We start from the raw sequence: 24,875 nt of genomic DNA, 5'->3' as shown, positions 1-24,875 counted from the left end.
TTTCACAGGAATGACATAAGAGTATACAAATATCACTTCAACACACAACTCTGCTTATTATAAGCTAATTTCTTACAAACCGCTTTAGCTTGACTAAGACTACTATAATCACCGGCTAAGATTAAATAGAAAAATTTGCCGTCATCATATTTAACTTTTTTAGTTGTGATAACAACATTTTTAAGAATTTTCGGGAATTGCTTTTTTATTTTTTCCCCTTCTTTCATTGCTTCTGCTTCAGATTTTACCGAACCTAGTTGTACTTTATAACTTTCATTATTTTTACAATTTTTAGCATTACTAACCTTATCTTTACTTCCTTTTTCAAGCTTTATTATATTTAAATCCGTTTCATTTTTGGAGTTATTATTTGGCTCTATTAATGCAATAAGGTTAGATATTTCATCAAAAGATTCATCGCTTTGACTTTGGTTACGAGAATCTATACTCATAGGTTTCTCAGGATCAGGAAGCAATTTTACGGTTTTAATATTTGTATCTTTAGCAATAAGATTTTCATATATCATACTATGTACTGCTGCTATTTGGTTATTTTCTATTATAGACGGTTTTATTTTTGTAGGCAGCTCATCAGGATAAATAGTAATTACCGGCTTGCTATTCTGATAATATTGATAACCAAAATAAATAGCGGATATACATACTAAAAATACTAGAAATATTTTAATAAAAATATTATTGATCATATTTAGTAATTTGATAATAGAAAAACGTCATTGCGAGGAAAAATTGTAAGTTTTGACAAAGTACTCTCAGGAGTATTATTTCATGAGATTGCCACGCAGACTACGGCTACTCGCAATGACGATGAAAACCTAACTACATTTTGTTCATTGGTTCTACACCTATCACTTCGAGACCGCTAGCTATAACTTTCTGTATGGCACTTGTAAGAGCAAGGCGTGCTAGAGTTAATTCTTTATTGCTCTCAATTACAAATCTATAATCGCTATTTTCTTTACCGAAATTCCACATAGAATGAAATTTTGAGGCTAAATTTATTAAATAAAATGCGATGCGATGCGGTTCAAAATATTTTGCAGATGCTTCTAATGTCTTTGTCCAGCTAGCCAAAAGTTTTATAATCTCAATTTCTTCTTCAGAGGATAATAAAGATAAATCATACTTACCTGCTTCAAAGTTATTATAAGATTCAGGCATTAATTCTCTAGCTTTTGATAAAATAGATATCGTTCTCACATGTGCATATTGTACATAAAAGATAGGATTTTCTCTTGATTGTTCTTTCACTTTTACCAAATCAAAATCAAGTGGCTTATCATTTTGTCTAGTCAACATCATAAATCTTATGATATCTTTCCCTACCTCATGATTTACGTCTTGCACACTAGCAAAGCTCCCAAGACGTTTCGACATTTTAACCGGCACACCGTTTTCAACGAAATTGACCAATTGACAGATTTTAACGTCCACTTTAACCTGCTCCTTACCTAAAGCTTTAACTATTCCCTCAATTCTTTTAACATATCCACTATGATCGGCACCAAGTACATAAATTAAGTGATTCGCTCCCCGCTCTATTTTATCCTTAGCATATGCAAGATCAGAAGCAAAATAAGACCAACTTCCATCAGCTTTTTCTATAGGACGATCTTGACTATCACCGTACTTAGTAGATTTAAATAATTTTTGAACTCTATTATCCCACTCTTCGTGAATTTTACCTTTAGGGGCAGGTAACGTACCTTCATAAATTAGCCCCATACGCTCCAGTAGTTTAACTGTTTCCTCTATCTCACCTTTATCATGCAATGATTGCTCAGAGAAAAATATATCATGTTTAATCCCTAAATCTGCTAAATCTTTTCTATTTAAATCAAGCATTTTTTCTACGGCAAAACTTTTGATTATTTTGAATCTTTCAGCATCGCTCATCGTTAATAATTTATTGCCGTATTCTTTCGCTAAAATTTGCCCAAGCGGAATTAAATACTCTCCCGGATATAACCCGGCAGGGATAGTAATTTGCTCACCTAAAGCCTCTTTATAACGTAATAATACCGTACTAACTAAATCATTTATTTGTGAGCCTGCATCATTAACATAATATTCTTTTGTAACGGAGTAACCTACCTTTTGCAAAATCCTTGCTAGCACATCACCATATACCGCACCCCTAGCATGCCCTATATGCATTGGACCGGTGGGATTTGCCGACACATACTCGATGTTAATATTTCTGCTTTTATCTATATCAATTTCAAAAAACTTTTCTTCATGCTGTAAAATATCCTTTATTGATGCCTGCCAACTATCAGCTTTTATAGTAAAATTAATAAAGCCCGGTCCTGCTATTTCTATACTTGCAATATAAGGTAATGTTATAAGGACTTCTTTAAATTTTAAAGCCACTTCCCGAGGAGCAATACTTTCTTTAGCTGCAATAATCATTGCAATATTACTTGATAAATCACCGTTAAAACTATCTTTCGGTGTTTCAATAGTAGCAGTATTTGCTATTTCCTGATTATTATATAATTGCCTGCTTGCCACAATTATATCTTGTTTCAATTGATTAAATATATTCATAATTATTAAATGTTATTAAAATTCAGCGAATAGAATTCTTACAAACGCTCGCTAATAAGGAGGAATTTGTAGGAGACACAAAACGCAGCACTACAGCGTACACTTTAGTACGTGAGGATGCGAGTACCGGAGCGAGCGACACACAAATTACCCTTAGAAACAAGTTATGTAGGAAGTCGAGCAGAGCTGATTATATTCCTGAATGGCAAAACGGTCAGTCATCCCTGCTATATAATCAGCAACAACTCTAGCTTTGCTATATGTTTCATTAGAGTCTATTAGCATTTTCCAATTAACCGGCAATAAATTAATATCATCCATATAAATCTTAAACAGACCTTGTACGATTTTAGTACATTTAAGGCTGATGGCCGTAATTTTATTACTTTTATAAACTCGCTCATGAAGAAACTTCTTAGTTTCCTTAATATTTTCATTAGTTTTTTCCGTAAAATCTACTATCTGATAATTCAAGTTACGTATCTCATCTATGTTAGTAATTTTTTCTTTATTTAAATTTTCTTTTGTTTGCCATAATAAATCGGTAATTAACTCATGTATTAGCTTACGTACTACCTCATAAATCAGACATGAGGAACTAATATTTTTAAATTTTGACTTGAGTTCAAAAACATGTTGATCAATATATTTAAGTTCAGCAAGACTATTAAAATCGATAATTTTAGCACCGATACTATCTTCCAAATCATGCGAAATATAGCTAATATCATCGGCAAGAGCTGCTATTTGAGCCTCTGCTGATGCATAGGTACTAAGTTCTAAATCATTTTGCTTATTATACTCTGCTATATATTCATTTATCTCGCCTAGTATAGGACCGTTATGTTTTACTATTCCTTCTAAAACTTCCCATGTTAAATTTACTCCATTATAAGCCGCATATCTTTTTTCAAGTAATGTTAGTATCTTTAAAGATTGAGCATTATGAGAAAAGCCGTTATACTCTCTCATACATTCATTTAAAGCCCGCTCTCCCGCATGACCGAAAGGCGTATGCCCAAGATCATGAGCAAGTGCTATTGTCTCAGCTAAATCATTTGATAAATTTAAAGTATTAGCAACCGAACGTGCAACAGTCGAAACCTCTAGAGAATGAGTTAGCCTATTTCTGTAATGATCTCCCTCGTGATTAATAAAAACTTGAGTTTTATATTGCAAACGCCTAAATGCATTAGTATGTATAATGCGATCACGATCACGTTCAAACTCGTTTCTATAAGAGGTCGGGATTTCCTTATATAATCTTCCCCTACTTTTAAGAGGATCAGAAGCGTATGAAGCAAGCATCATTATCCTTTATTTTGAAAGACGTTGTTGTGTGGTTCTAACTTTTCGTCATTGCGAGGAAATTGCATAGCAATTGACGAAGCAATCTCAGGAGTTTGTTATTATTTCTGCCACGCAGCCTACGGCTGCTCGCAATGCCAATTGGGTATCCACACAACAAAGCCAACTTGAAAAATATCAAGATATACTATATAATTTATGAGACTTTTACAAGGTAATTTTAAGTGACGATAACAATTACGGATAGAGCTTTTGAACGGGTTTGCGAGTTAGTAAAGCTAGAAAAAGATAAGAATTTAGTACTGCGAGTTTCGGTTGATAGCGGCGGTTGCTCAGGACTTATGTATAATTACGAACTAGTCTCAAAAGATAATATAGAGCAAGATGATTATGTCATTACTAAACATAATGCTACAATTATTATTGATCCTATCTCTCAAAAATTTATGCTAGATTGCACTCTTGATTTTATAGAAGAGCTAGGCAGTTCATATTTCAACGTTAGTAATCCGCAAGCTAAAGCAAAATGCGGCTGCGGTAATTCTTTCTCGGTGTAAACCAAGTATTGCGAGTGGGCATTGTTATTAGAATGCCGATGTCATTCCTGCAACAGCAGCAATGACATTGCAACGTCAAACTTTTAATGTTAATCATTAAGTTGCATAGTTGCTCCACCTGCCTCAACTTCGTCATTATTATCATAAGGAGGACGCTCTACTTCATTACTATTAACTTTATTATCTTTATCTTCTTCGTTATCTGAAGCATTACTATCTATGTTAATATAAACATGTTGTTCTTGGGCTTGTTGAGAACTATCAAACTTTGTTTTAATGTTTCAGCTTGAGATTTTCTTAAATTTAGTCCTTGTCCTTTAGATTGCTCCGTAGAGAGAATTTTAAGGCCTTGAGATTGTCTTATTAAATCATCGCATACCAAAACTCCGCAATCCGAAGTATTTCCTTCTTCTTGTTGTTGAGTTTTTAAATCCATTATTTCTGCATCAGAGCAAACCTCGGTAATAGTGTATCACTTAAAAATTTTGTTCTGTCAACCTCTTGTAACTATACTCAGATCTTCTATCTTACCTTCGTCAAGCATTGAGCGTATAAAAGCAGTATTTTCCTCCATTTTCGTACTATAAACTTTATGAACTTTTAACAATAATTTTTGTTCTTCCTGAGGGCTAGCTATACTTGCAGTCTTTAAATATTCAAAAGCAGCTAGCGGTATTAAATTTAATTTAAATAAAAATTCTCCTAAAGATATATAAAGATCTTTTTTTAAAGATAGATAATTCTCTACTTCTTTTTTATTCTTAGGGATGTTAAAAATTTCTCTAAGAATAAAACTACACTCTTCTATCAGGTCTATACTTAAACTTACCTTGAAATATTTTATTGCTTCAAGAAGCAATTTAATTACTATTTCGCTTTTATTTTCGTCCTTATAGAATCTCCCTAAATTTTAAAAATAATCCACCTATTTTTTTACAAATATTGCTAAAAATGTACGGAATTGTATCATGGCCATAGAGAAAGTTAAAATCTTTCTCAATTTCTAGAGCATTAATATATTCTCTTATTGCTCTAAACCAATCGATTTACTATTTTCATAGATCATACCTAAATAATAATGAGCATTGGCTTTTATTTCATTTATAGATATAACAATATGCTCAGCTTGCGATCCCGTAAGTTTATCAAGCCATTCTAATGCTTCTTTATAATATTTTTTTTGTTCTTTATTAGATTCTACATTATCGGTTACTTGATAAGGTTTTAATTTTATATCTAATATAGCTTTATTATTTACTAAAGAAAGTTTAGTTATTGTTTTATTAAGTCTAAACACCGCAGCTAAAATTTTTATTTGCTTATCATTTATACCGCAATTGTCCAAAAAGACTTGCTCAATAGTCTTATTATTCCTTAAATAATTTGCTATATATGGTGTATCGTCTGTTATAAAGGGGTAGTTACTAAAATCCAAAGCGGTTACATTGATAAACTCCGCAAGCCCGCTATTTGGTTTTACTAATGTTTCATTAAATATAGAACGAGTGTTATTAGAGAGCCAAGTTATAACATCTTTATATTCATACTTAGATATGAAGCTTGTGTTTGGAGTTAATATCTCCTTAATATTACGTAATTTCATTAATATATTACATTCTTCAAGAACAGTTAAGTTTGGAGTGTTTTTTTGTTCCAAAATATTATTAAAATACTCCGTCAAAAAATCATTTATATTTTTTAAACCTCGTTCCTGTTTAGGACTACCAAGCAGTGTACTGCCAACTGCTTTTATTTGATTCCACATAATAATTATACCTATAAATTATTTGCATTTATACAAATAAAAACATTTTTGATCTATAAGTTGAATAAATAAATATTAATACTAATTTTTAAAAAATTTCTAAATAAGTAAATTTATAACAAAGATTTAAAGGCGAATTGGTGAAATTCTAACGATAAGAAAGTTCTATTTTTTATATTGTAAAAAATTATTACTTCTATTTTAAAATTGAATTAATAGGGGATATTTATATATATTTTGAAAGGTAAAATTTGAAGTTATTTTTCTTTTGTAATTTTATCATATTTTTTTAATTTGATAAGAATGGACTCTAGATTATCCAACTTCATCATACATGGACCGTCGCTTGGAGCGTTATCGGGGTCTTGATGTACTTCCATATACATACCGGCGATACCTACAGAAGTTGCTGCCTTTGCAAGTAACTCTACATATTTTCTTTCTCCGCCGGTACTACCTCCTAGCCCGCCCGGTTGCTGAACGGAATGTGTGGCATCAAAAACTACAGGTACATTTAACTCTGCCATTATTGCAAGACTACGCATATCAGATACCAAGTTATTATAGCCAAAACATGCTCCTCGCTCTGTAAATAATATATCCTTTACTCCAAAAGCTTCTAGTTTTGTTTGTACATTTTTCATATCCCACGGAGCTAGAAACTGTCCTTTTTTTACTTTTACTATTTTACCTGTTTTTGCTGCAGCTTGAAGCAAGTCGGTTTGTCTACATAAAAATGCCGGAATTTGTAAAATATCTGCTACTTCAGCTGTTTCGGTACATTGACTCTCTGAATGAACATCAGTAACAATAGGGCAATCGAATTCAGATTTTACTTTTGATAAAATTTCTAAACCTTTCTCAATACCAAGTCCTCTAATCCCATGTACGGAAGTTCTATTAGCTTTATCAAAAGAAGATTTATAAATAAATGGAATTTCAAGCTTGCTAGTTAATTTAACAAGTTTTTCTGCCATAAACAACGCATGATCTTTTCCTTCAATCTGACAAGGCCCTGTAATTAGAACAAACGGTAAATCATTTCCTATTTTGATATTGTTAAGTTTTACTACTTTTTGCATAATTCTTAGATTTAATTAATTGAACGAGGCACGGATTAGTGTTTCTCTGTTATATCAGGTACTGATGCATTTTCTATTAAGTCATTATTAATTATTAGTGTATAATATTTTTCTTTTATTGTTGTTAAATCATAACTACCATGATAATAACCTTCTAGGTTAATAATTTTTTTTAAATAAAAATTTATCTGCTCTGTTTCTAACGGTTCATCTATATTTTTTACAATAGACGACTTAATATTAATTAAATACGCTTTTATTTTTTTTAATTCTTTAATAATTATAAAAATATCATGCGGTTTTGTTACCAATATTCCTACAAACAAAATTAATAATATTTGCGTTAAAGACATATTTATATTAATTTCTTATGCTTATATTTTGGATTTAAAATACTTTCCCCGTTAGTACTTAGCATATATTCATGATAATCTTGATAATTTCCTTCAAACCATGTAGCATTATTTTTTTTATCATATGATATAATATGAGTGGTTATTCTATCTAAAAACCACCTATCATGACTAATCACTAATACACAACCTGCAAAATCTAAAATAGCATCTTCAAGTGCTCTTAACGTATCAATATCTAAATCATTAGACGGCTCATCTAATAATATAACATTTGCTCCTTCTTTTAGTAATTTTGCCAAATGTACTCTGTTACGTTCTCCACCTGAAAGTTGTCCAACTTTTTTTTGTTGATCACCGCCTCTAAAATTAAAAGCTGCACAATAAGCTCTACTTTTAACTATTCTATTACCAAGTTGTAATTCATCTAGACCTTCTGAAATTTCTTCCCATATAGTCTTATTATCATCTAAATGATCCCGTGATTGATCGACATAACCTAATTTTACCGTTTGACCAATTTTAATAAAACCACTATCTGGCATTATTTTACCTGTAATAATATTAAACAAAGTAGACTTACCTGCTCCATTCGGTCCAATAATTCCTACAATAGCTCCACGTGGAACTTTAAAACTAAAATCTGATAATAATATTTTATTATTAAATTTTTTAGCTATATGTTCTGCTTCAATAACAAGATCACCTAAACGAGGTCCGTTAGGTATAATTATTTGAGTAGGATCGGTTTTTTGTTCTTGTTGTTTATTTAATAACTCTTGATATGCTGTAATACGTGCTTTATTTTTTGATTGTCTAGCTTTTGGAGTGTGACGAATCCATTCAAGTTCACGATTCAATTGTTTTTTTCTATCATCGTCTTCTTTACTTTCTAAAGCTAATTTTTTTTGCTTCTGCTCAAGCCAAGAACTATAATTTAATTCCCATGGTATACAATTTCCACGATCTATTTCTAATATCCATTTTGTAACATTATCTAAAAAATAACGATCATGGGTAATTACTATCACAGTACCTTCATAATGCTTTAAATAATCCTCAAGCCAAGAAACTGATTCTGCATCCAAATGATTTGTAGGTTCATCAAGTAACAACATATCAGGTTTCTCTAAAAGCAATTTACATAAAGCCACTCTTCTTTTTTCTCCACCGGAAATTTTTGTAATATCTGCTTCTTTTGGTGGGCAACGTAAAGCAAGCATTGCGATCTCTATTTCACGTTCTAGATTCCATCCATCACAATTGTCTATTTTTTCTTGCAATTCTGCTTGTTTATCAAAAAGCTTTTGCATTTCTTCATCAGTGATTTCAGCAGCAAATTTGTTACTTATATAATTAAATTCATCAATAAGTTTTTTCTTTTCATGAAGACCTTCTATGATATTATCAAAAACATTTTTACTAGCATCAAGATACGGTTCTTGAGGTAAATATCCTACTTTTATACCAATTTTAGCTGTTGCTTTACCTTCAAACTCTTTATCAATACCTGCCATTATTTTTAATAAAGTCGATTTGCCTGCTCCATTTGGACCTATTATACCGATTTTAGCTTTTGGTAAAAATGATAAATTTGTTTCTTTTAAAATTCGTTTACCGTTTATAATTTTGCTTAAACCAACCATTTCATAAACATATTGATATGACATAAATTACTTATTTCCTTATATTATTATTTTACACCGATATATATATTTACTACTGTATTGTATGAATTTATTGCTCTATGATCATATAATTCAAAATCAGACATTGTAATTTCTATCATTGTTTTTCTCGTTTAGATATTTATCTTAAGAAATAAAATGCTGTATATATACTTTAATTTTAGCAGCTTGAGGATTGTGTATACTTTTATACTTATAATTTTTCGTTCAAGCTTATTGATAATTTTTTCATATGCATTTTAATTTAATTTTAATAATATCAAATCTAATTCTTCCAAATCTTTATAATGAAATATTAATTTTCCGCCTAATGGATAATTTTCTATTGTTATTTTTATACCAAATTTTTCTGATAAAGCTTTTACTAATAATTCTAGATCATTATCCGTAGCGTTGTCCTTTAAAAAACGCTTTCCTATTTTGTTATTATTGTTAGGGGATTTTGTATACTCATTTTTATACCATTGTCTTACTAGTTCTTCTGTTTGACGTACATTTAAATCATTGTTTATAATATGATCGGCTATTACTTCTGCATATTCATGATTTATTAAACACCGAGCTTGACCCATACTTAGTATATTTTCATTTACTTTATCTTGAATAGACTGCGGCAAATTATTAAGCCTTAATAAATTAGCTATATGACTACGACTTTTACCAAGCCTTTCAGCTAATTTTTCTGCCGTATAATTAAAATTTTCTATTAAATATTTAAAGCCACGAGCTTCTTCCATCACTGTTAAATCAGTTCTTTGTATGTTCTCAATTAATGCTATTTCCATACTCTCTCTAGCATCTAAATTTTTTATAATTACCGGTATCTCTAAAACTTTTGCTAATTTACATGCACGCCAGCGTCGCTCTCCTGCTATAATTTGGAAATTATTATCAACAATAATAGGCTGTAATAAACCATTATTCAATATAGAATCTGCTAATTCTTTTATTTTATCATATTCAAAGTTTTTTCTAGGCTGATTCTCATTTGGTCTTATTTTATCAATATTTATTATTTGTACTATTTCTGATTCTATAGAAATAACTTCTTCTCCAAGTAATGAAGATAATCCTCTTCCTAGTCCTTTATTTTTCGCCATATCTTTCTAAGATTTCTTTTGTAAGTTCTATATATGCAACTGCTCCTGAACATTTATAATCATATATAATAGCCGGTTTTCCATATGAAGGAGCTTCAGATAGTTTAATATTTCTTGGAATAACGGTTTTAAATACTAATTCTCCTAAGCATTTTCTAACATCATCTTCTACTTGTTCAGTTAAACGATTACGCTTATCATACATTGTAAATAATATACCTGCAATCTTTATCTTAGGATTTAATTTTTTCTCTACAATTTCAATTGTTTTTAACAAATGACTTAATCCTTCTAAAGAATAAAAATCACATTGCATTGGAATCAGTACTTCATCGCTTGCAACTAAAGCGTTTACCGTTAATAAATTTAATGAGGGAGGGCAATCAATAATTATATAATCATATAATATTTTTATTTCTGCCAATAGCTTCATTAAAATATATTCTCGGTCCTTTAATTTTGTTAAGTCTAATTCAACCGCAGATAGATTAGTGTTTGCAGTAATTATTTCTAAATTTGGTATATCTGTAGAAATTATTGCATCTTGCAATTCTATTAAATTTGTTAATACTTGGTATATAGTATTTTTGCGTTGTTGCTGACTAATTCCAAAACCGGTACTACTATTCCCTTGAGGATCAAGATCTATAACTAAAATTTTTTTATTTACAGCAGCAAAAGCTGTAGCTAAATTTACAGTAGTTGTAGTTTTAGCTACCCCTCCTTTTTGATTAACAATAGCAATTACTTTCATATCATTTTTGTTAAATTACTAACTTCTAGAATTTTCCCTTCTTCACAAGTAATACTTTGATGTATTAAATAACCAAATAACCATCTCTCTTTAGCTGCTACTATTTCAGTTAAATAATTTTTTCCTTTTAATAACAAAAATTTTTCTCGTACTGAAATATTTTTTATGCAATTAAATATTGTATTTAAGTTAGAGAAAGCTCTACAAGTTAATATACTACAATCTATTTCTACTTTTTCTATTCTTTGATTGATTATTTGTATGTTATTATTTGATATCTTTGATGCTTTTTCTAAAAATATACATTTACGTAAATCAGCTTCTATTAAACTTACTTGCGCTACCCCCGCTATAGATAATACTATACCAGGCAAACCGGAACCGCTTCCTATATCAACCAAATGTATTTCTTTATTATCAATATATTGTATTAATTGTAATGAGTCTAATATATGACGTTGCCAAAAATTATGTATAGTATTATCCGATACAAGATTGATTGATTTATTCCATTTTTTAACTAACTTTTGAAAAATTTCTAACTTTTCAATTATTTCACGTGGAACTTCCATCACTATATTTAGTTTTTAAATAAATTATAATAGCCGTAATTGCTGCAGGTGTAATCCCTGGAATTCGACGTGCTACACCAATAGTAGTAGGTTTATGGGAAGAAAGTTTTTCCTGTATCTCTAATGATATACTTGGTATTTTAAAATAGTCAATATTTTTAGGTATTAACTGCGCCTCTTCACTTTGAAATAAATTAATATCTGCGTGTTGTCTAGTTAAATATGAAGCATATTTTGCTTCAATATAGAGTAATTGCAAAATGTTATTATTTTGTGTTTCTTTAAGCATAGGAAAAATTTTAATAGCTTGTTCAACATTAAAATTAGGTATTTTAAATAAGTCTAATACTGTTTTATATGTACCATCCTGTGCAACCTGTATACCCATTTTAGCAAGTTTACTAGTAGTTAAAGACAAAGTATTTAATAATGATTTTATTTTTTCTACATCTTCACATTTTTTTGTGAATATTTTTTTACGTTTTTCTGATACGACTCCAATGTTCATCCCTAATTCCGTTAAACGTAAATCAGAGTTATCTGCTCTTAAAGATAATCTATATTCTGAGCGAGAAGTAAACATACGATAAGGTTCTATAGTACCAAATGTTGTTAAATCGTCAATCATTACTCCAATATAACTGTTTGCTCTTGTTAACATAAACGGTGCTTGATCTTTTACTGCTAAAGCAGCATTTATACCGGCTATTATACCTTGCCCTGCGGCTTCCTCATATCCTGTAGTACCGTTAATTTGCCCGGCCAAATACAATCCAGCTATTTTTTTTGTCTCTAGCGTAACACTTATTTCATGTGGATCAACATAATCATATTCTATAGCATAACCTGGACGTAAAACCTTTACATTTTCTAATCCTGGTATTGTTTTGATTAATTTATGTTGCACATCTTCAGGCAAAGAAGTAGAAATACCGTTTGGATAAATCGTATAATCATCTAACCCTTCAGGTTCTAAAAATATACGATGTTCTAATTTTGTACTAAATCTGACTATTTTATCTTCAATAGAAGGACAATATCGCGGTCCTATTCCTTCTATTTGCCCTGAATACATTGCGGATTTATCAAGATTCTCACGTATAATATCATGAGTTTCTGAGGTTGTTTTTGTGATAAAACAATTTATCTGAGAAACATTAACAATATTTGTTAATTCAGAAAAAGGACGAGGAATTTTATCGCCGGGTTGTAAAATTGTTTTACTATAATCAATAGTACGTCCATCAATTCGAGGTGGTGTACCTGTTTTTAAACGAGCCAGTTTAAAACCTATTTGTTTTAATGTATTTGATAATCCATACGAAGGCTCTTCATCTACTCTACCGGCAGGAATTTTTTTTTGTCCAATATGAATAAGACCTGATAGGAAAGTACCTGTAGTTAATATAATTTTTTGACAAAGAATTTTGCTACCGTTATTTAAAATAACCGCTTCAATTTTAGAAGATTTAATTTCTATATCTTCCACTTTTCCATATAATATATCTAGATTAGGATAATTTGTTAGTATTTGATACATCGCTTTTTTATAAAGCTTTCGATCAGCTTGAGCTCTAGGTCCCCAAACTGCTGGTCCTCTAGTCTCATTCAGCATTTTATAATGTATACCGGCTTGGTCTATAACATAACCCATTAACCCATCAAGTGCATCGATTTCTTTAACTAATGTGCCTTTTGCAATGCCACCGATTGCTGGATTGCAAGACATTTCGCCTAAATTTTCCGGTTTTAACGTAATTAAGAGAGTAGGCACTCCAAGACGTGCAGAAGCGGCGGCTGCTTCTACGCCTGCATGTCCACCGCCTATAACTATTACATCATATTTTAACATTAATTATTCTATAATTTCAGATTTATTAAAGAAAAATTCGATTTCTCTTTTCGCACTATTTTCACTATCTGAACCATGAATACTATTAGCCTCAATTGATTCACCTAAATCTTTTCTAATAGTGCCTGCTTCAGCTTCAGCAGGATTAGTTGCACCCATAACGGTGCGGTTTAAAGTTATAGCATCCTCCCCCTTAAGCACTTGAAGTACTACCGCTCCTGAAGTAATATATTCAACTAAGCTATTAAAAAATGGTCTTGCTCTATGCTCATCATAAAAACATTCAGCTTCATATTTAGTTAAAAATTTCATTTTCTGAGCCACTATTTTTAAACCGGCATTTTCTAAGTAAGTATTAACTTGCCCTATTTTATTCCTTTTGATAGCATCAGGCTTAATCATTGAAAAAGTATATTGTATTGTCATTTTGTAACCTATTTATTATAATTATTAAATTTATTTTTTAGCTGAACGATTCCATATTAAAGCAAATAATCCTCCTCCTAAAAGAGCAGAAATACTGAAAAATATAAATACCCCATTCCAACCATAATTATCGCTAATCCATCCTACGCCGACTCCCGCAATAGCCGCTCCTAAATAACCAAATAACCCTGATAATCCATTAGCCGTACCGACAGCCTGACGGGTACTAAAATCAGCAGCTGCTATACCTACAAGGAGCTGAGGTCCTGAAACAAAAAAGCCTATTAAAGAAAGAATTACTATACTTAATAATTCACTGTGAATAGGAAGTTTCCAAAACAAGACTAACAATAAGCTAAGCAATACCATACATATGGATGCAACAGGACCTCGACGACCTTGAAATAGTTTATCAGATAAAACACCTGCTATTAATGCCCCTGGGATACCTATCATTTCATATAAACCGATTTGTAAGCCTGCATTTGCAAGACTTATATTACGTAAATCTTTTAAAAATGTTGGAGCCCAATAAATTACTCCGGAACGTATTATATAAACAAACATGTTTGCTAAACAAACATACCATATTAGCTTATTACAAAAGACCATTTTAAGTAATTGTGGAGTTAATAGCTTCTCATAATCTCCTATAGCTTCAGATGGATATTCTTTATATTCCTCTACGGTAGATAAACCTACTTCTTTTGGAGAATTACGAAGCTTATTATATAAAAAAAGCGATACTACACAAGCAACTACACCTGGAACAAAAAAAGCAGTTCTCCAATCAAATTTATCGATTAAATAACCACAGCTTATCATAGCAAGGGCACCACCTATTTGATTAGAAGTTGCACCCATAGCCCATTTAGTTCCAAGTTCTTTTGAAGCGAACCAGTGAGTAAGCATCTTTGTTGCAGGAGGCCAGCCCATAGATTGAAACCAGTTACTGGCTATCCATAAAATTCCTATAAGCCATAAAGAATCTGAAAAACCTATTAGCATAGTAATGATCCCGACAAATAAAAGACCCAAAACCATAAATATCCGAGCATTAACTTTATCGCTAATAAACCCGTTACAAGCTTTACTAACTCCATACATAATAGATGAAGCAGTTAATATCCAACCAATTTGTGTTTTAGTAACCCCAAAATATTCTCTTATAGCAGGAGTTGCTATATTAAAATTCTGACGACAAAAATAAAAAGTTGCGTAACCTATAATAATAGAATACAAAATCCTTACTCGCCAACTATTATATTTTTTTACATATGGCGATCTTGGAGTTTTAATTTTGGATCTTGTGTTTGTCATATTATAAACTCTCCGACTCGACTATAAAAAAAGCAAGTTTTAGAGTCTAGCAGTAAATAAATTTTCATTAATAATTAAAGAGCTTTTTTGCTACAAATTATAAGATTTTTGAAGGAATATTATTCATATTTCACAAAAATCTTATAATTTGTAGCAAAAAAGCTCTTTAATTATTAATGAAAATTTATTTACTGCTAGACTCTAAAACTTGTTTTTTTATAATGTTAAATTTTAACAAATTCTATTTTTCGGTTTTATTTACCAAAACTTTATACTCTTTATTTAAACCTTTAACGGCATATATCCATAATATTAATATTACAAAGAATATAGAAGCAAAATAAGGAGTTGCCTCTACAAAACCAAATGCAGGAAATAAAATAAAGAATGTAGATTGAATAATAGCACCGCCTGATTTACCAAATCTTCCTCCGATAACTTCAACCGCAGCTTGCCCTTTTACTCGTAAATCCTTATCAAGCGGAATATAAGCCATGTTTTTAGTGGCATCAAATAAAGAATATTTTACACCTTTACTTAAAACATTTTGAATCATACCAATCATAACAGCAAGTGCTAAAGGACCTGAAGCAAGAATACCTGTTAAATGCATAGCAATAACACTATCAAAAAAGATAAATGCAAAAAACGCTGCACCAGTAATTAACATCATTAATGGAGTTATCATAGCTGCAGTTAGCCATGATACTTTTCTTAAAATATTACTACCTATAAGCATGAAAGCAATTGCAACCCAACCCTGATAAAATTGGAACTTACCCATATATATAGTATAGGCCTCTTTCGTCGGATATAATTCTTTTACTTTGGATTTCCAAACACCTTCAACTAAATTTACTGAAACACCGTAAGCAATAAGTAACAATGCAATATAACCTACATACTTAGAAGTAAAGATCATTTTAAAACTGTCTATTAATGACATTTTAGCTTTAGCTTTCTTTTCTTTTACTAATGCCGGATCATAAAGTCTAGGATCGGTTAGAACGTTTTTATTCATCCATCTATATGTTAATATTACCAAAAAGCTACTTGTTATCATTATAACAAATAAAGGCACAAATTTTAGATGTTCTGCAACTATTTGAGTTTTTTCATGCAAGCAATATCCAATAATTACGGATGTTACAGGCAATGCTAAATTAGCAAGTAAACCAAACATTGAGTAAAAACGTTTAGCTTCATCGGTTTTAGTAATTTGGTTAGCAAATTGCCAAAATAATAAACTAAGCATCATTGTTCCCCAAAGCTCTGCCATAGTATAAAAAGATGCAAAACTCCATTTCCCAACTATTCTTATAAACCATTTGAAATTAGGATAAGCTAAACTCCAAGATTCTATGGTTTCAGGATCAGGATGAACTAAATCAGGGTAGGGGTAAAGAACAAATGCAAATAATGCAAAATACCCTAAGAAAAATGAAGTAATAACATAAAACACGTTTTCTTGCTTTAAAATATCGCAGAGCTTAACATAAATTACCATAGCGATTACGGCAGAAGGTAGCACTATATATGTTTTTAAGAAACTTATTGCTTCTGCCCCTATATCCGTTACTACAAACCCGTCTTTAATTGAACGAAGCGTTGAGTAGTTTAATAAAATACAGAACATCATAAACGCCATAGGAAGAAACTTCTTATTTTCATATTTTTCTATAGGCCAAATTACCTTGCTTAGTTCCGAGAGATAATTGTCACTTTTGGGAGTACTCATAAATTAAATTTTTCTATTTATTTTGAAGATAAACATTGTACTAGAATATGTTAGAAAAGTCAAACCTATTGATTTTTTCTCAAAAGAAATTAAATAAAATTATTAACTATAGGATGCGTAAAAGAAATATGCTCAAGAAGAAAATTGTGCAGGACTTGCTGCACCGCAAATAGGCATATCAAAATGTATAATAATATTTGCAGTACATGAAGATGCAGAGTTAAAAAAATGGCGTCCTAACCTATGAGCTTGTTCAGGTAAATAGCTAGTAAATGCTTTATAGTTATCAGACAAATCTGCATTGATTGTTCTGCTATAAAACTCTTGAGCGTTATTATTATAATATTGTATATTTTTCATAATTTTATATTTTTTCCAACTATTAGTATATTTATACTCACCAAACAATAAAATACAAATAATTTCTATTATATATTAGACTTCTTTTCGAACGCGCTTATAGGGAGGAATTTGGAGGAAACACGGAACGCAGCACCACAGCGTATAAAAAAGTACGTGAGGATGCGAGTACCGGATTGACGTACAAATTACCCCTAGAAGTAGAGTTCCAAAAGAAGTCTATTGACTATTAGACTTAAAAATGGTCTACTTATCAAGAATAAGGCTTAAGGTTTATATGATAAAAAAAATAATATTTGGAATAGCTATTTTACTTAGTACAAGCTGCTTTGCCAATAGTACAACTTCTGACGGCTCAAAAAAAGATGCAGCAAAAACTAACGATGTTACAACACAAAAAATTATAGATGATTTTTCTGCTTACGCCGGTACTATAAAACCGGAAGTACGGGAGGAAATACAAAAATATAGAGTAGCAATAGTCAAGATTAATAAGAAGAAACGTGAACTATATAACAGTCTTTCCAAAGAGGCTCAAAATTTTTTAGCAGAGCAACAAAAATATAAACAAAAACTATCTATCTCTAAATTACCGGCAGAAAACGATCAAAAGAATAATACTGTTGATTCTAATGATAATAAGAGCAAAGATACAAAATAAATTACTTTTCTTAGCCGTTATTGTGCGGGTTAAAAATCGTCATTGCGAGCAGCCGTAGGCTGTGAGGCAATCTCATGAAATAATAACAAACTCCTGAGATTGCTTCGTCAATTGCTACGCAATTTCCTCACAATGACGGATAAACCTATCCATACAACAACTCCGCTTTTAGCTAGGTATTTCATAAATCTGCTCTACTACACCATCAAGACCCATTAAAAAAGTATAAACTTTTAATTGAGGGAATTTTTCTTTTATTATATCACGGGCCTTGTTTAAAATTGCTGCATGTGCTGCCGTTTCTTTTTCCTTGGTATTTAGCTGTTCCTGACCTATAAGTATTTTATAAGCTCCACATTCTCTATGATCAAGAAAAACAATTTGTTTTATGTTATGTAATTCTTGCAAAATCTCAATAGTATCTTCTATTGTTTTTCCCCAATAAGTATATTTGTCGTTAACGAGGGCAAGCGATGCACCGGGCAGTGATACTTTATCAAAATTATCTTCTAATCCTAATTGCTTCATTAATTTATCTGTTTCGTCTATTAATCTAAAATCTACACAACTAATTAAAAGAGTAGAAGCTTCATTTAATGTTTTTAAATGTTCATTACTTACTTCTACCTTTACAACTTTCTTATTGGCAATTATATCATTGTTAGCAGCGTAAAGATTTAAACTAGACACTATAATAAACCCTAAAATTATATATTTTACATGTATCATAAAATTCTCCTATTTAAAAATATTTCTTACAGGCTTTAAAATAAGAATAACCTGTAATGATTGTTAAAAAAGCGGCAATCCATAAAATTATTTCCCCTACTATATCTAAATAAATAATTCCTGAACCTTTTGAGCCTAGTATCAATATCGATAAAGCAAACATTTGTAAAAACGTTTTTACCTTAGCGAGTCTCGATACAGGCACACTAACCTTTACTAGAGCTAAAAATTCCCGAAGACCGCTAACTAAAAATTCTCGTGCTAAAATCAATAAGCAAGGTATCTCATCTACATTATCTTTTTTTAGTAGCATGATAATAACGCAACCTACAAGTAGCTTATCTGCTATAGGGTCAAACATCTTGCCGAAACTTGTAACTAAATTATATTTTCTTGCAATATAACCATCAAAAAAATCCGTAATACTAGCTAAAACAAATAATAATGCCCCAAGTTTACGTGCAAGTGAATTATTTATATAAAATACCAGTATAAGAACCGGAATTACCATTATTCGAGCAATAGTTAGATAATTAGGTAAATTTTTATCTATTCTCATTAATTAATTAAATTTATTAATATAATATTGTTGAATGATGGATAGAATATTATTCCAAGACCAATATATTAAAAGTCCCACAGGAAAACTACTAAACATAAATAAAAAAATTAGCGGCATAAATTTCATTACTTGAGCTTGCATCGGATCCGCAGGTTCAGGACTCATTTTTTGCTGTAAGAACATAGTAATAGCCATTAAAATAGGCCATGCTCCAATCATTAAAAATGACGGCGGCGAGAACGGTAATAAGCCGAATACATTAAAAATAGTAGTAGGGTCAGGTGCAGATAAGTCTTTAATCCAGCCGTAAAACGGTGCTTGCCGCATTTCAATAGTTACATACAATACTTTATAGATGGAGAAAAATACCGGAATTTGAACAAGTATAGGTAGACAACCAGCTACCGGATTTACTTTTTCTTTTTTATATAAAGCCATAATTTCTTGATTTAAACGTGCTTTATTATCACTGTATAAATTTTTTATCCTATCGATTTCCGGCTGTAAATTTTTCATTTTTTTCATCGAACGATAAGACTTATTGGCTAAAGTAAACATTAATAGCTTAATTATAACCGTAACAATTAATATACTAACACCGAAATTACCGACATAGCCATAGAAAAAATTCATGGCATAGAAAACCGGTTTGGTAATTATATAGAACCAGCCAAAATCAATAGCTCTATCAAATAATTTAATATCATATTGCTTTTCATATTTATCAAGCAAGTCTACTTTTTTTGCTCCGGCAAAAATTCTGCTTTTAATTGAAAAATTTTCGCCGGGCTTTATTATTTGTACCGGTGAAATAAAATCTACCTGATATCTTTCAGTCCCTTGCTTAAGAGCATAATTAAAATTCGAGCTGTAATTACTTGATTTATCCGGAATCAAGGAAGATAACCAATATTTATCGGTAATTCCTATCCAGTCAACCTTACTTGCTACAAATTTTTCACTTTTCCTATCTTTAATATCATCATAAGAATATTCTTTAAGATTCTCGTCTATACACCCGATAGGTCCTTGATGTAATATATTCACTGCTTTCTCTACGGCAATATATTTACGATTTATTAAACCGTAAGATTGCACAGGAAGTTCTTTATCACTATTATTAACGATGGTTTGCTCTATAGTAAATAAATAGTTTTCATCGATAGTAATAGTAACTAAAAATTTAACTCCGTCTTCATTAACCCAAAATAAATGAACAGGTTTTTCAGGACTTAATATTTCACTATCACTATTCCATATAGTATCGTTGTTAGGGAGTTTTACACTAGATAAATTACTAACTAAACCAATTTCAGCAAAATATGCATTTTCTGTATTAGCCGGTGAAAATAATCTCACTTCAGGACTATTTTTAGATAAATCTTGTTTATATTTCTTTAATATTAAATCATCAAATCTAAGTCCTTTTAATGAAATAGAACCGGTGAGTGATTCAGATTCTATTTTAATACGCTGTACTTGACTTTCTTCTTGAACAACAATACCAGTTACAGGTTCGACTAAAGCTTTTAACTGTTGTTTCTTTAAATTTTCTGCTTTCTGCACTGCTATTTGCTGTTGCTGTTTTTTTTGTTCAGGTTTTACAACAAAATACTGCCAACCGAAAATTATACTTAAAGACAGTATAATAGCGGCTATTAAATTAATTATATTATTATTCATTCCTAGGTCTTAAATTTTAATATTTTTAAAGCTTTAAGTTTTAAAGCATTTAGAGAAAATAATCAAGTAGTATATATACTTCTTTGCTTTCAAAAGTAGTGAATATCTAAGATGAAAGACAACTTCCATCTTGGATACAAATTTAATTTATTTTTTTATTTTTACTACTTTTCATTTTACTTCAGATATATTATACCACTCCTACATTCTGAAATATTTTTAATTTAAATTCAGGAAGTATCGAAATGAAATGTTCAGAAATATTGTCCTGTATATTTTCATAACCTACTAAATTTACTTCTTTAACAAAGATATATATTTCTATAGGCAACCCATGAATCGTAGGTTCAAGCTGTCTTACTAGAAAAGTAAACCCTTCGGTATAAACTGCCGGATTATTTTTTAGATATTCCTGAATATATAATTTGAATAGTTTAATGTTGGTTAAATCTTTCTCTTCTTTATCAAGAGTGATTTTATCTATTACATCCTTTGATATATAAGGAGATTTTTTTAGTGCTTTTAAAATAGTAGCATCACAGAAGTTAATAGTTGCCATATTAATATTAAACACTCTCTTTACTCTTCTTGCTCCTGATTCACTAATTCCTCTATAATTAGTTACGTTAGAATTTAAAATGCTGTAAGTAGGAACTGTGGAAATAGATTGGTCAAAATTCCTAATTGTTACTACGGAAATAGTAATTTTTTCAACTGTTCCTTCAATTGCGCCTATACGTACCCAGTCTCCAATATTAATAATTTCTTGAGTAGTTAGTTGCAAGCTTGCAAGTAATCCTAAAACGGTATCTTTGAAAACAAATGTTAAAAGAGCTGCGGCTGCACCTAAGCTTGTTAAGAATGTACTAAGCGAAATATTTAATATATATGAAATAGTTACCATTGCTGCAATAACTATGACAATAATTTTTAATATTTGAAAATATAAGCTAAGCGGTGCATTTTTTGTAACGGCTTTGATTCTATTGTGATACAGATTTGCAAAAGCATCTATAAGCGTTAATAATAACATCATCACAGATATACCAGTATATAAGATTACTATAGTATCTTTGATTCCCAGTAATACATGTGCTTTAAAAGAAGTAGGATGAAAAATCTTTCCCCAACATACAAAGTAAAGTGCTAATAAAGTATGTAATAAATAACGAAATATAGGATATTTTTTTATCCTTTCATAATCATCATAATGATGTCTAGTTAAATAATTTTTTACAGGAATAAAAATTAATCTTTTAATTAGAAATATCACCGGTATAAGAGATACTAACATAACAAACAATAATACTAACTCAGTACTTGAGGTATGATATAGATCCATTAAATATTGCATATTTTACCTATCATTATTATTATAAATATAAATCTTTTTTATTATTACTAAGCATTTTATTTTTATCAATAATTTTAACTCAAAAGAATTTGGTATTGCTAAGCAAATATAGATACTGTCATTGCGAAGCCACGAAGCAGCTGCGGCAACCCATAAAAATAATAAAAAACTGAATTGCCTCGTCAATTACTTACGTAATTTTCCGTAACTCAGACGTTAAATGAATTAAATAACTTATTTATCTATGACATTTCCTAATATCAATCCAATTATTTTCTCTATAGGTCCACTTGCTATCTCTTGGTATTCTCTTTCATATGTAATAGGAATTTTGCTAGGCTGGTTCTATGCAAATAAAATTATAGAAAAATTTAAGCCTCAAATTACCAAAAAAAATCTAGAAGATTTCATTACTTATGCCGTTATAGGCATAATAGTCGGAGGCAGACTAGGGTTTGTTTTATTATATAACCCTTCTAGATATTTTTCAAATCCAATAGATATCTTAAAAACTTATGAAGGCGGGATGTCTTTCCATGGCGGAGCTTTAGGGGTGATTATTGCTGCTTACTTGTTTTGCCGAAAATATAAAATTAATTTTTTAAGTCTCACGGATATAATAGCCCCTGTAGTACCTATCGGATTATTTTTAGGTAGAATCGCTAATTTTATTAACGGCGAACTATACGGACGTGTTACAAATTCTTCTTTTGGTATGATTTTTCCGAATAGCGATTTGATGCCAAGACATCCTAGTCAATTATATGAAGCTTTTTTTGAAGGTTTAGTATTATTTAGTATCTTAGCATATGCAACATTTAAGCACAAAACTCTTAAAAAGTACAGTTTAAACTCAGGAATATTTTTAACATTTTACGGTCTTTTCCGAATCACTATTGAAATATTTAGAGAACCCGACATACAAATCGGGTTTATTTTAGATAGCTTAACTATGGGACAAATTTTATCTGTACCTATGTTACTTTTAGGAAGTTATTTAATATGTCAATCGAATCCAAAATAAGACAATTAATTGATCAAAACGGTTATATTACTTGCGATGTCCTCATGCAGGAGGTATTAAACTTAAGTCCTACTTCCTATTATAAGCAAGTAAAATCATTGGCTAGAGAAGGTGACTTTGTTACGGCTCCTGAAATTTCACAGCTATTCGGTGAAATTATCGGCTTATGGTGTATCAGAGAGTGGCAAAGAATTGGCTGCCCAAAAAGTCTTAGTTTAGTAGAGCTTGGTCCTGGTCGAGGTCTATTAATGCGTGATTTACTACGTACTGCAAAATTAGTACCGGAATTTTATAAAGCTTTATCAATTGAACTAATAGAAATTAATAAAAATTTTATTGCTCATCAAAAGGCTAATTTACAAGATATTAATTTACCAATTAGTCATCAATCATTTGTAGAAGATATACCAAAAAAACCTACTATAATAATAGCTAACGAATTCTTTGATGCTATACCGACAAAGCAATATATTAAAGTCAAGGAATTATGGTATGAAAGAATATTTGTAGTGCAGCCAGTAGACAAAAGAATTAAATACGATAAAATAAGCGTTAATAAGCAATTACAAGAATATCTGCTGCGTACTCATATTGAAGCAAAAGACGGGGCAGTACTTGAAGAATCTTATAAATCGATAGAAATTATAAAATTTATAGCGCAACATCTAAAAAGACTAAGCGGCAGTGGCTTAATAATAGATTACGGCTATGATATAGCTCCGAATGGTAGAACTAGATATCAATATAATCAAACATTACAAGCGGTTAAAAACCATAAATATTGCCCCATCCTTGAAAATCTTGGAGAAGCTGATTTATCGGCACATGTGGATTTTTATGCATTAAAGACGGTAGCTAAAAACAGCAAAATAAACGTAATAGATACAATATTGCAACGAGATTTTTTAATAGAAAACGGAATCTTATTACGCAAACAAACATTGCAAGACAAGCTTAATTATAGACATCTTTCCAAATTCGCTTATAGAGAGAAATTTAAAGGAGACACGAAACACAGCACCGCAGCGTACACTTTAGTACGTGAGGATGCGAGTATCGGATCGACGTATAACTTACCTCTAGAAGTAGAGTTTGGAAAGATGTCTGCGCAAGCACAAATAATAGAAAGACAGGTAGAAAGACTAATATCACCGAAACAAATGGGAGAATTATTTAAAGTATTACAAATTATGAATTAATTTAGGTTTTGTGGACATTTCTAATTGATTTGCTATTTTGAGGTATTTTGTAGCCAAAATTAAATCTTTTTAGAAATGTCCACAAAACCTAGGTTCTGAGTCTTGATTATAAATGGACAACTTAAGTCCCCTTCTTCACATTTCAGCATGGCTTCAAATTCTTTTATACGCTCTTCGGTTTTTCCTGTAAGACACATAAACAGTATCATTGGATATG

24 protein-coding genes and 5 pseudogenes are annotated in these 24,875 nt (G+C 30.7%); 8 read left to right on the top strand and 21 right to left on the bottom strand.

Going from position 1 to position 24,875, the window contains the following annotated elements; genetic code table 11:
* Window positions 1-32 precede the first annotated feature (32 nt).
* Window positions 33-707 carry an SPOR domain-containing protein gene (locus RGRA_RS0101015; RefSeq protein WP_017443401.1) on the bottom strand — a complete coding sequence of 225 codons (675 nt, stop codon included), beginning with the start codon at window positions 705-707 and terminating at the stop codon, window positions 33-35.
* Window positions 708-840: 133 nt separating this feature from the next.
* Window positions 841-2,571, bottom strand: a complete 1,731-nt coding sequence (gene argS / locus RGRA_RS0101010) for an arginine--tRNA ligase (RefSeq protein ID WP_017443400.1) — start codon at window positions 2,569-2,571, stop codon at window positions 841-843.
* Between the two features lie 23 nt (window positions 2,572-2,594).
* On the opposite strand from argS, the pseudogene RGRA_RS11635 reads away from it, so the two are divergent.
* Window positions 2,595-2,740, top strand: a pseudogene (locus tag RGRA_RS11635) (palindromic element RPE1 domain-containing protein); the annotation flags it as partial.
* Here RGRA_RS11635 and RGRA_RS0101005 read toward each other — a convergent pair.
* Window positions 2,725-3,879 (bottom strand): deoxyguanosinetriphosphate triphosphohydrolase, encoded by a 1,155-nt coding sequence (locus tag RGRA_RS0101005; RefSeq protein WP_024547217.1) that lies wholly within the window; start codon window positions 3,877-3,879, stop codon window positions 2,725-2,727. The pseudogene RGRA_RS11635 and the gene RGRA_RS0101005 overlap by 16 nt on opposite strands.
* Before the next feature lie 73 nt (window positions 3,880-3,952).
* Here RGRA_RS0101005 and RGRA_RS10075 point away from each other — a divergent pair, with 73 nt between their 5' ends.
* A complete protein-coding gene (locus RGRA_RS10075) occupies window positions 3,953-4,081 on the top strand; it encodes a hypothetical protein (protein WP_017443398.1) in 129 nt (42 codons plus the stop codon).
* 22 nt (window positions 4,082-4,103) lie between these two features.
* Window positions 4,104-4,436 carry an iron-sulfur cluster assembly accessory protein gene (locus RGRA_RS0101000; protein ID WP_012150318.1) on the top strand — a complete coding sequence of 111 codons (333 nt, stop codon included), beginning with the start codon at window positions 4,104-4,106 and terminating at the stop codon, window positions 4,434-4,436.
* A 217-nt stretch (window positions 4,437-4,653) separates the two neighbouring features.
* Here RGRA_RS0101000 and RGRA_RS0100995 read toward each other — a convergent pair whose 3' ends face one another.
* From RGRA_RS0100995 to tlc1, 13 genes and pseudogenes are all read right to left on the bottom strand, one after another.
* Entirely contained in the window at window positions 4,654-4,872 is a 219-nt protein-coding gene (locus tag RGRA_RS0100995; protein WP_017443397.1) for a hypothetical protein, read from the bottom strand.
* A gap of 32 nt (window positions 4,873-4,904) precedes the next feature.
* Window positions 4,905-5,295: pseudogene (locus RGRA_RS12050) on the bottom strand (hypothetical protein); the annotation flags it as partial.
* A gap of 165 nt (window positions 5,296-5,460) precedes the next feature.
* Entirely contained in the window at window positions 5,461-6,201 is a 741-nt protein-coding gene (locus RGRA_RS13020) for a hypothetical protein (RefSeq protein WP_017443395.1), read from the bottom strand.
* A 257-nt stretch (window positions 6,202-6,458) separates the two neighbouring features.
* Window positions 6,459-7,283 (bottom strand): 3-deoxy-8-phosphooctulonate synthase, encoded by an 825-nt coding sequence (gene kdsA, locus RGRA_RS0100970; protein ID WP_017443394.1) that lies wholly within the window; start codon window positions 7,281-7,283, stop codon window positions 6,459-6,461.
* A 35-nt stretch (window positions 7,284-7,318) separates the two neighbouring features.
* Entirely contained in the window at window positions 7,319-7,636 is a 318-nt protein-coding gene (locus RGRA_RS0100965; protein ID WP_017443393.1) for a DUF2672 domain-containing protein, read from the bottom strand.
* A 2-nt stretch (window positions 7,637-7,638) separates the two neighbouring features.
* The gene (gene ettA / locus RGRA_RS0100960) at window positions 7,639-9,306 is read right to left on the bottom strand and encodes an energy-dependent translational throttle protein EttA (protein ID WP_017443392.1); all 1,668 of its coding nucleotides are present in this window, start codon (window positions 9,304-9,306) and stop codon (window positions 7,639-7,641) included.
* A gap of 257 nt (window positions 9,307-9,563) precedes the next feature.
* Complete coding sequence (locus RGRA_RS0100955) at window positions 9,564-10,424, bottom strand: ParB/RepB/Spo0J family partition protein (protein WP_017443391.1); 861 nt, start codon at window positions 10,422-10,424, stop codon at window positions 9,564-9,566.
* Window positions 10,411-11,178, bottom strand: a complete 768-nt coding sequence (locus tag RGRA_RS0100950; protein ID WP_017443390.1) for a ParA family protein — start codon at window positions 11,176-11,178, stop codon at window positions 10,411-10,413. The genes RGRA_RS0100955 and RGRA_RS0100950 overlap by 14 nt, the downstream gene beginning before the upstream one ends.
* On the bottom strand, window positions 11,175-11,750 hold the full coding sequence (gene rsmG / locus RGRA_RS0100945) for a 16S rRNA (guanine(527)-N(7))-methyltransferase RsmG (protein ID WP_029662570.1): 576 nt from the start codon (window positions 11,748-11,750) through the stop codon (window positions 11,175-11,177). The genes RGRA_RS0100950 and rsmG overlap by 4 nt, the downstream gene beginning before the upstream one ends.
* Window positions 11,734-13,602: a tRNA uridine-5-carboxymethylaminomethyl(34) synthesis enzyme MnmG gene (gene mnmG, locus RGRA_RS0100940; RefSeq protein ID WP_017443388.1), complete on the bottom strand. Its 1,869-nt coding sequence runs from the start codon at window positions 13,600-13,602 to the stop codon at window positions 11,734-11,736. Before mnmG ends, rsmG begins: the two co-directional genes overlap by 17 nt.
* Window positions 13,603-13,605: 3 nt before the next feature.
* The gene (gene ndk, locus RGRA_RS0100935) at window positions 13,606-14,028 is read right to left on the bottom strand and encodes a nucleoside-diphosphate kinase (RefSeq protein WP_010420526.1); all 423 of its coding nucleotides are present in this window, start codon (window positions 14,026-14,028) and stop codon (window positions 13,606-13,608) included.
* Window positions 14,029-14,058: 30 nt separating this feature from the next.
* On the bottom strand, window positions 14,059-15,348 hold the full coding sequence (locus RGRA_RS0100930) for an MFS transporter (RefSeq protein WP_017443387.1): 1,290 nt from the start codon (window positions 15,346-15,348) through the stop codon (window positions 14,059-14,061).
* Window positions 15,349-15,589: 241 nt separating this feature from the next.
* Window positions 15,590-17,086, bottom strand: a complete 1,497-nt coding sequence (gene tlc1, locus RGRA_RS0100925) for an ATP/ADP exchange transporter Tlc1 (RefSeq protein ID WP_017443549.1) — start codon at window positions 17,084-17,086, stop codon at window positions 15,590-15,592.
* 121 nt (window positions 17,087-17,207) lie between these two features.
* On the opposite strand from tlc1, the pseudogene RGRA_RS10070 reads away from it, so the two are divergent.
* The 3 genes and pseudogenes from RGRA_RS10070 to RGRA_RS0100915 all read left to right on the top strand — a co-directional run.
* A pseudogene (locus RGRA_RS10070) lies at window positions 17,208-17,330 on the top strand (peptide deformylase); the annotation flags it as partial.
* A gap of 193 nt (window positions 17,331-17,523) precedes the next feature.
* Window positions 17,524-17,673: pseudogene (locus tag RGRA_RS10060) on the top strand (palindromic element RPE1 domain-containing protein); the annotation flags it as partial.
* A gap of 50 nt (window positions 17,674-17,723) precedes the next feature.
* On the top strand, window positions 17,724-18,107 hold the full coding sequence (locus tag RGRA_RS0100915; protein ID WP_017443547.1) for a hypothetical protein: 384 nt from the start codon (window positions 17,724-17,726) through the stop codon (window positions 18,105-18,107).
* 168 nt (window positions 18,108-18,275) lie between these two features.
* Here the strand turns inward: RGRA_RS0100915 and RGRA_RS0100910 are convergent, their stop codons facing one another.
* The 4 genes from RGRA_RS0100910 to RGRA_RS0100895 all read right to left on the bottom strand — a co-directional run bounded on the left by RGRA_RS0100910 (window position 18,276) and on the right by RGRA_RS0100895 (window position 22,435).
* On the bottom strand, window positions 18,276-18,836 hold the full coding sequence (locus RGRA_RS0100910; RefSeq protein WP_017443546.1) for a carbonic anhydrase: 561 nt from the start codon (window positions 18,834-18,836) through the stop codon (window positions 18,276-18,278).
* A 13-nt stretch (window positions 18,837-18,849) separates the two neighbouring features.
* Entirely contained in the window at window positions 18,850-19,395 is a 546-nt protein-coding gene (gene pgsA / locus RGRA_RS0100905) for a CDP-diacylglycerol--glycerol-3-phosphate 3-phosphatidyltransferase (RefSeq protein ID WP_017443545.1), read from the bottom strand.
* A 3-nt stretch (window positions 19,396-19,398) separates the two neighbouring features.
* Window positions 19,399-21,081, bottom strand: a complete 1,683-nt coding sequence (gene yidC, locus RGRA_RS0100900; protein WP_017443544.1) for a membrane protein insertase YidC — start codon at window positions 21,079-21,081, stop codon at window positions 19,399-19,401.
* A 190-nt stretch (window positions 21,082-21,271) separates the two neighbouring features.
* Window positions 21,272-22,435, bottom strand: a complete 1,164-nt coding sequence (locus RGRA_RS0100895; protein WP_017443543.1) for a mechanosensitive ion channel family protein — start codon at window positions 22,433-22,435, stop codon at window positions 21,272-21,274.
* A gap of 244 nt (window positions 22,436-22,679) precedes the next feature.
* On the opposite strand from RGRA_RS0100895, the gene lgt reads away from it, so the two are divergent.
* The gene (lgt, locus tag RGRA_RS0100890; protein WP_017443542.1) at window positions 22,680-23,459 is read left to right on the top strand and encodes a prolipoprotein diacylglyceryl transferase; all 780 of its coding nucleotides are present in this window, start codon (window positions 22,680-22,682) and stop codon (window positions 23,457-23,459) included.
* Window positions 23,438-24,658, top strand: coding sequence for a class I SAM-dependent methyltransferase (locus tag RGRA_RS0100885; RefSeq protein ID WP_017443541.1), 1,221 nt, complete (start codon window positions 23,438-23,440; stop codon window positions 24,656-24,658). The genes lgt and RGRA_RS0100885 overlap by 22 nt, the downstream gene beginning before the upstream one ends.
* A 59-nt stretch (window positions 24,659-24,717) precedes the next feature.
* Here the strand turns inward: RGRA_RS0100885 and RGRA_RS14790 are convergent.
* Window positions 24,718-24,875: pseudogene (locus RGRA_RS14790) on the bottom strand (lysozyme inhibitor LprI family protein); the annotation flags it as partial.

Source organism: Rickettsia gravesii BWI-1 (assembly GCF_000485845.1).
GTDB classification, from domain to species: Bacteria; Pseudomonadota; Alphaproteobacteria; order Rickettsiales; family Rickettsiaceae; genus Rickettsia; species Rickettsia rickettsii.
Note: the sequence above shows the minus strand (reverse complement) of the source record. Positions and strands in the feature narration are given on the sequence as shown.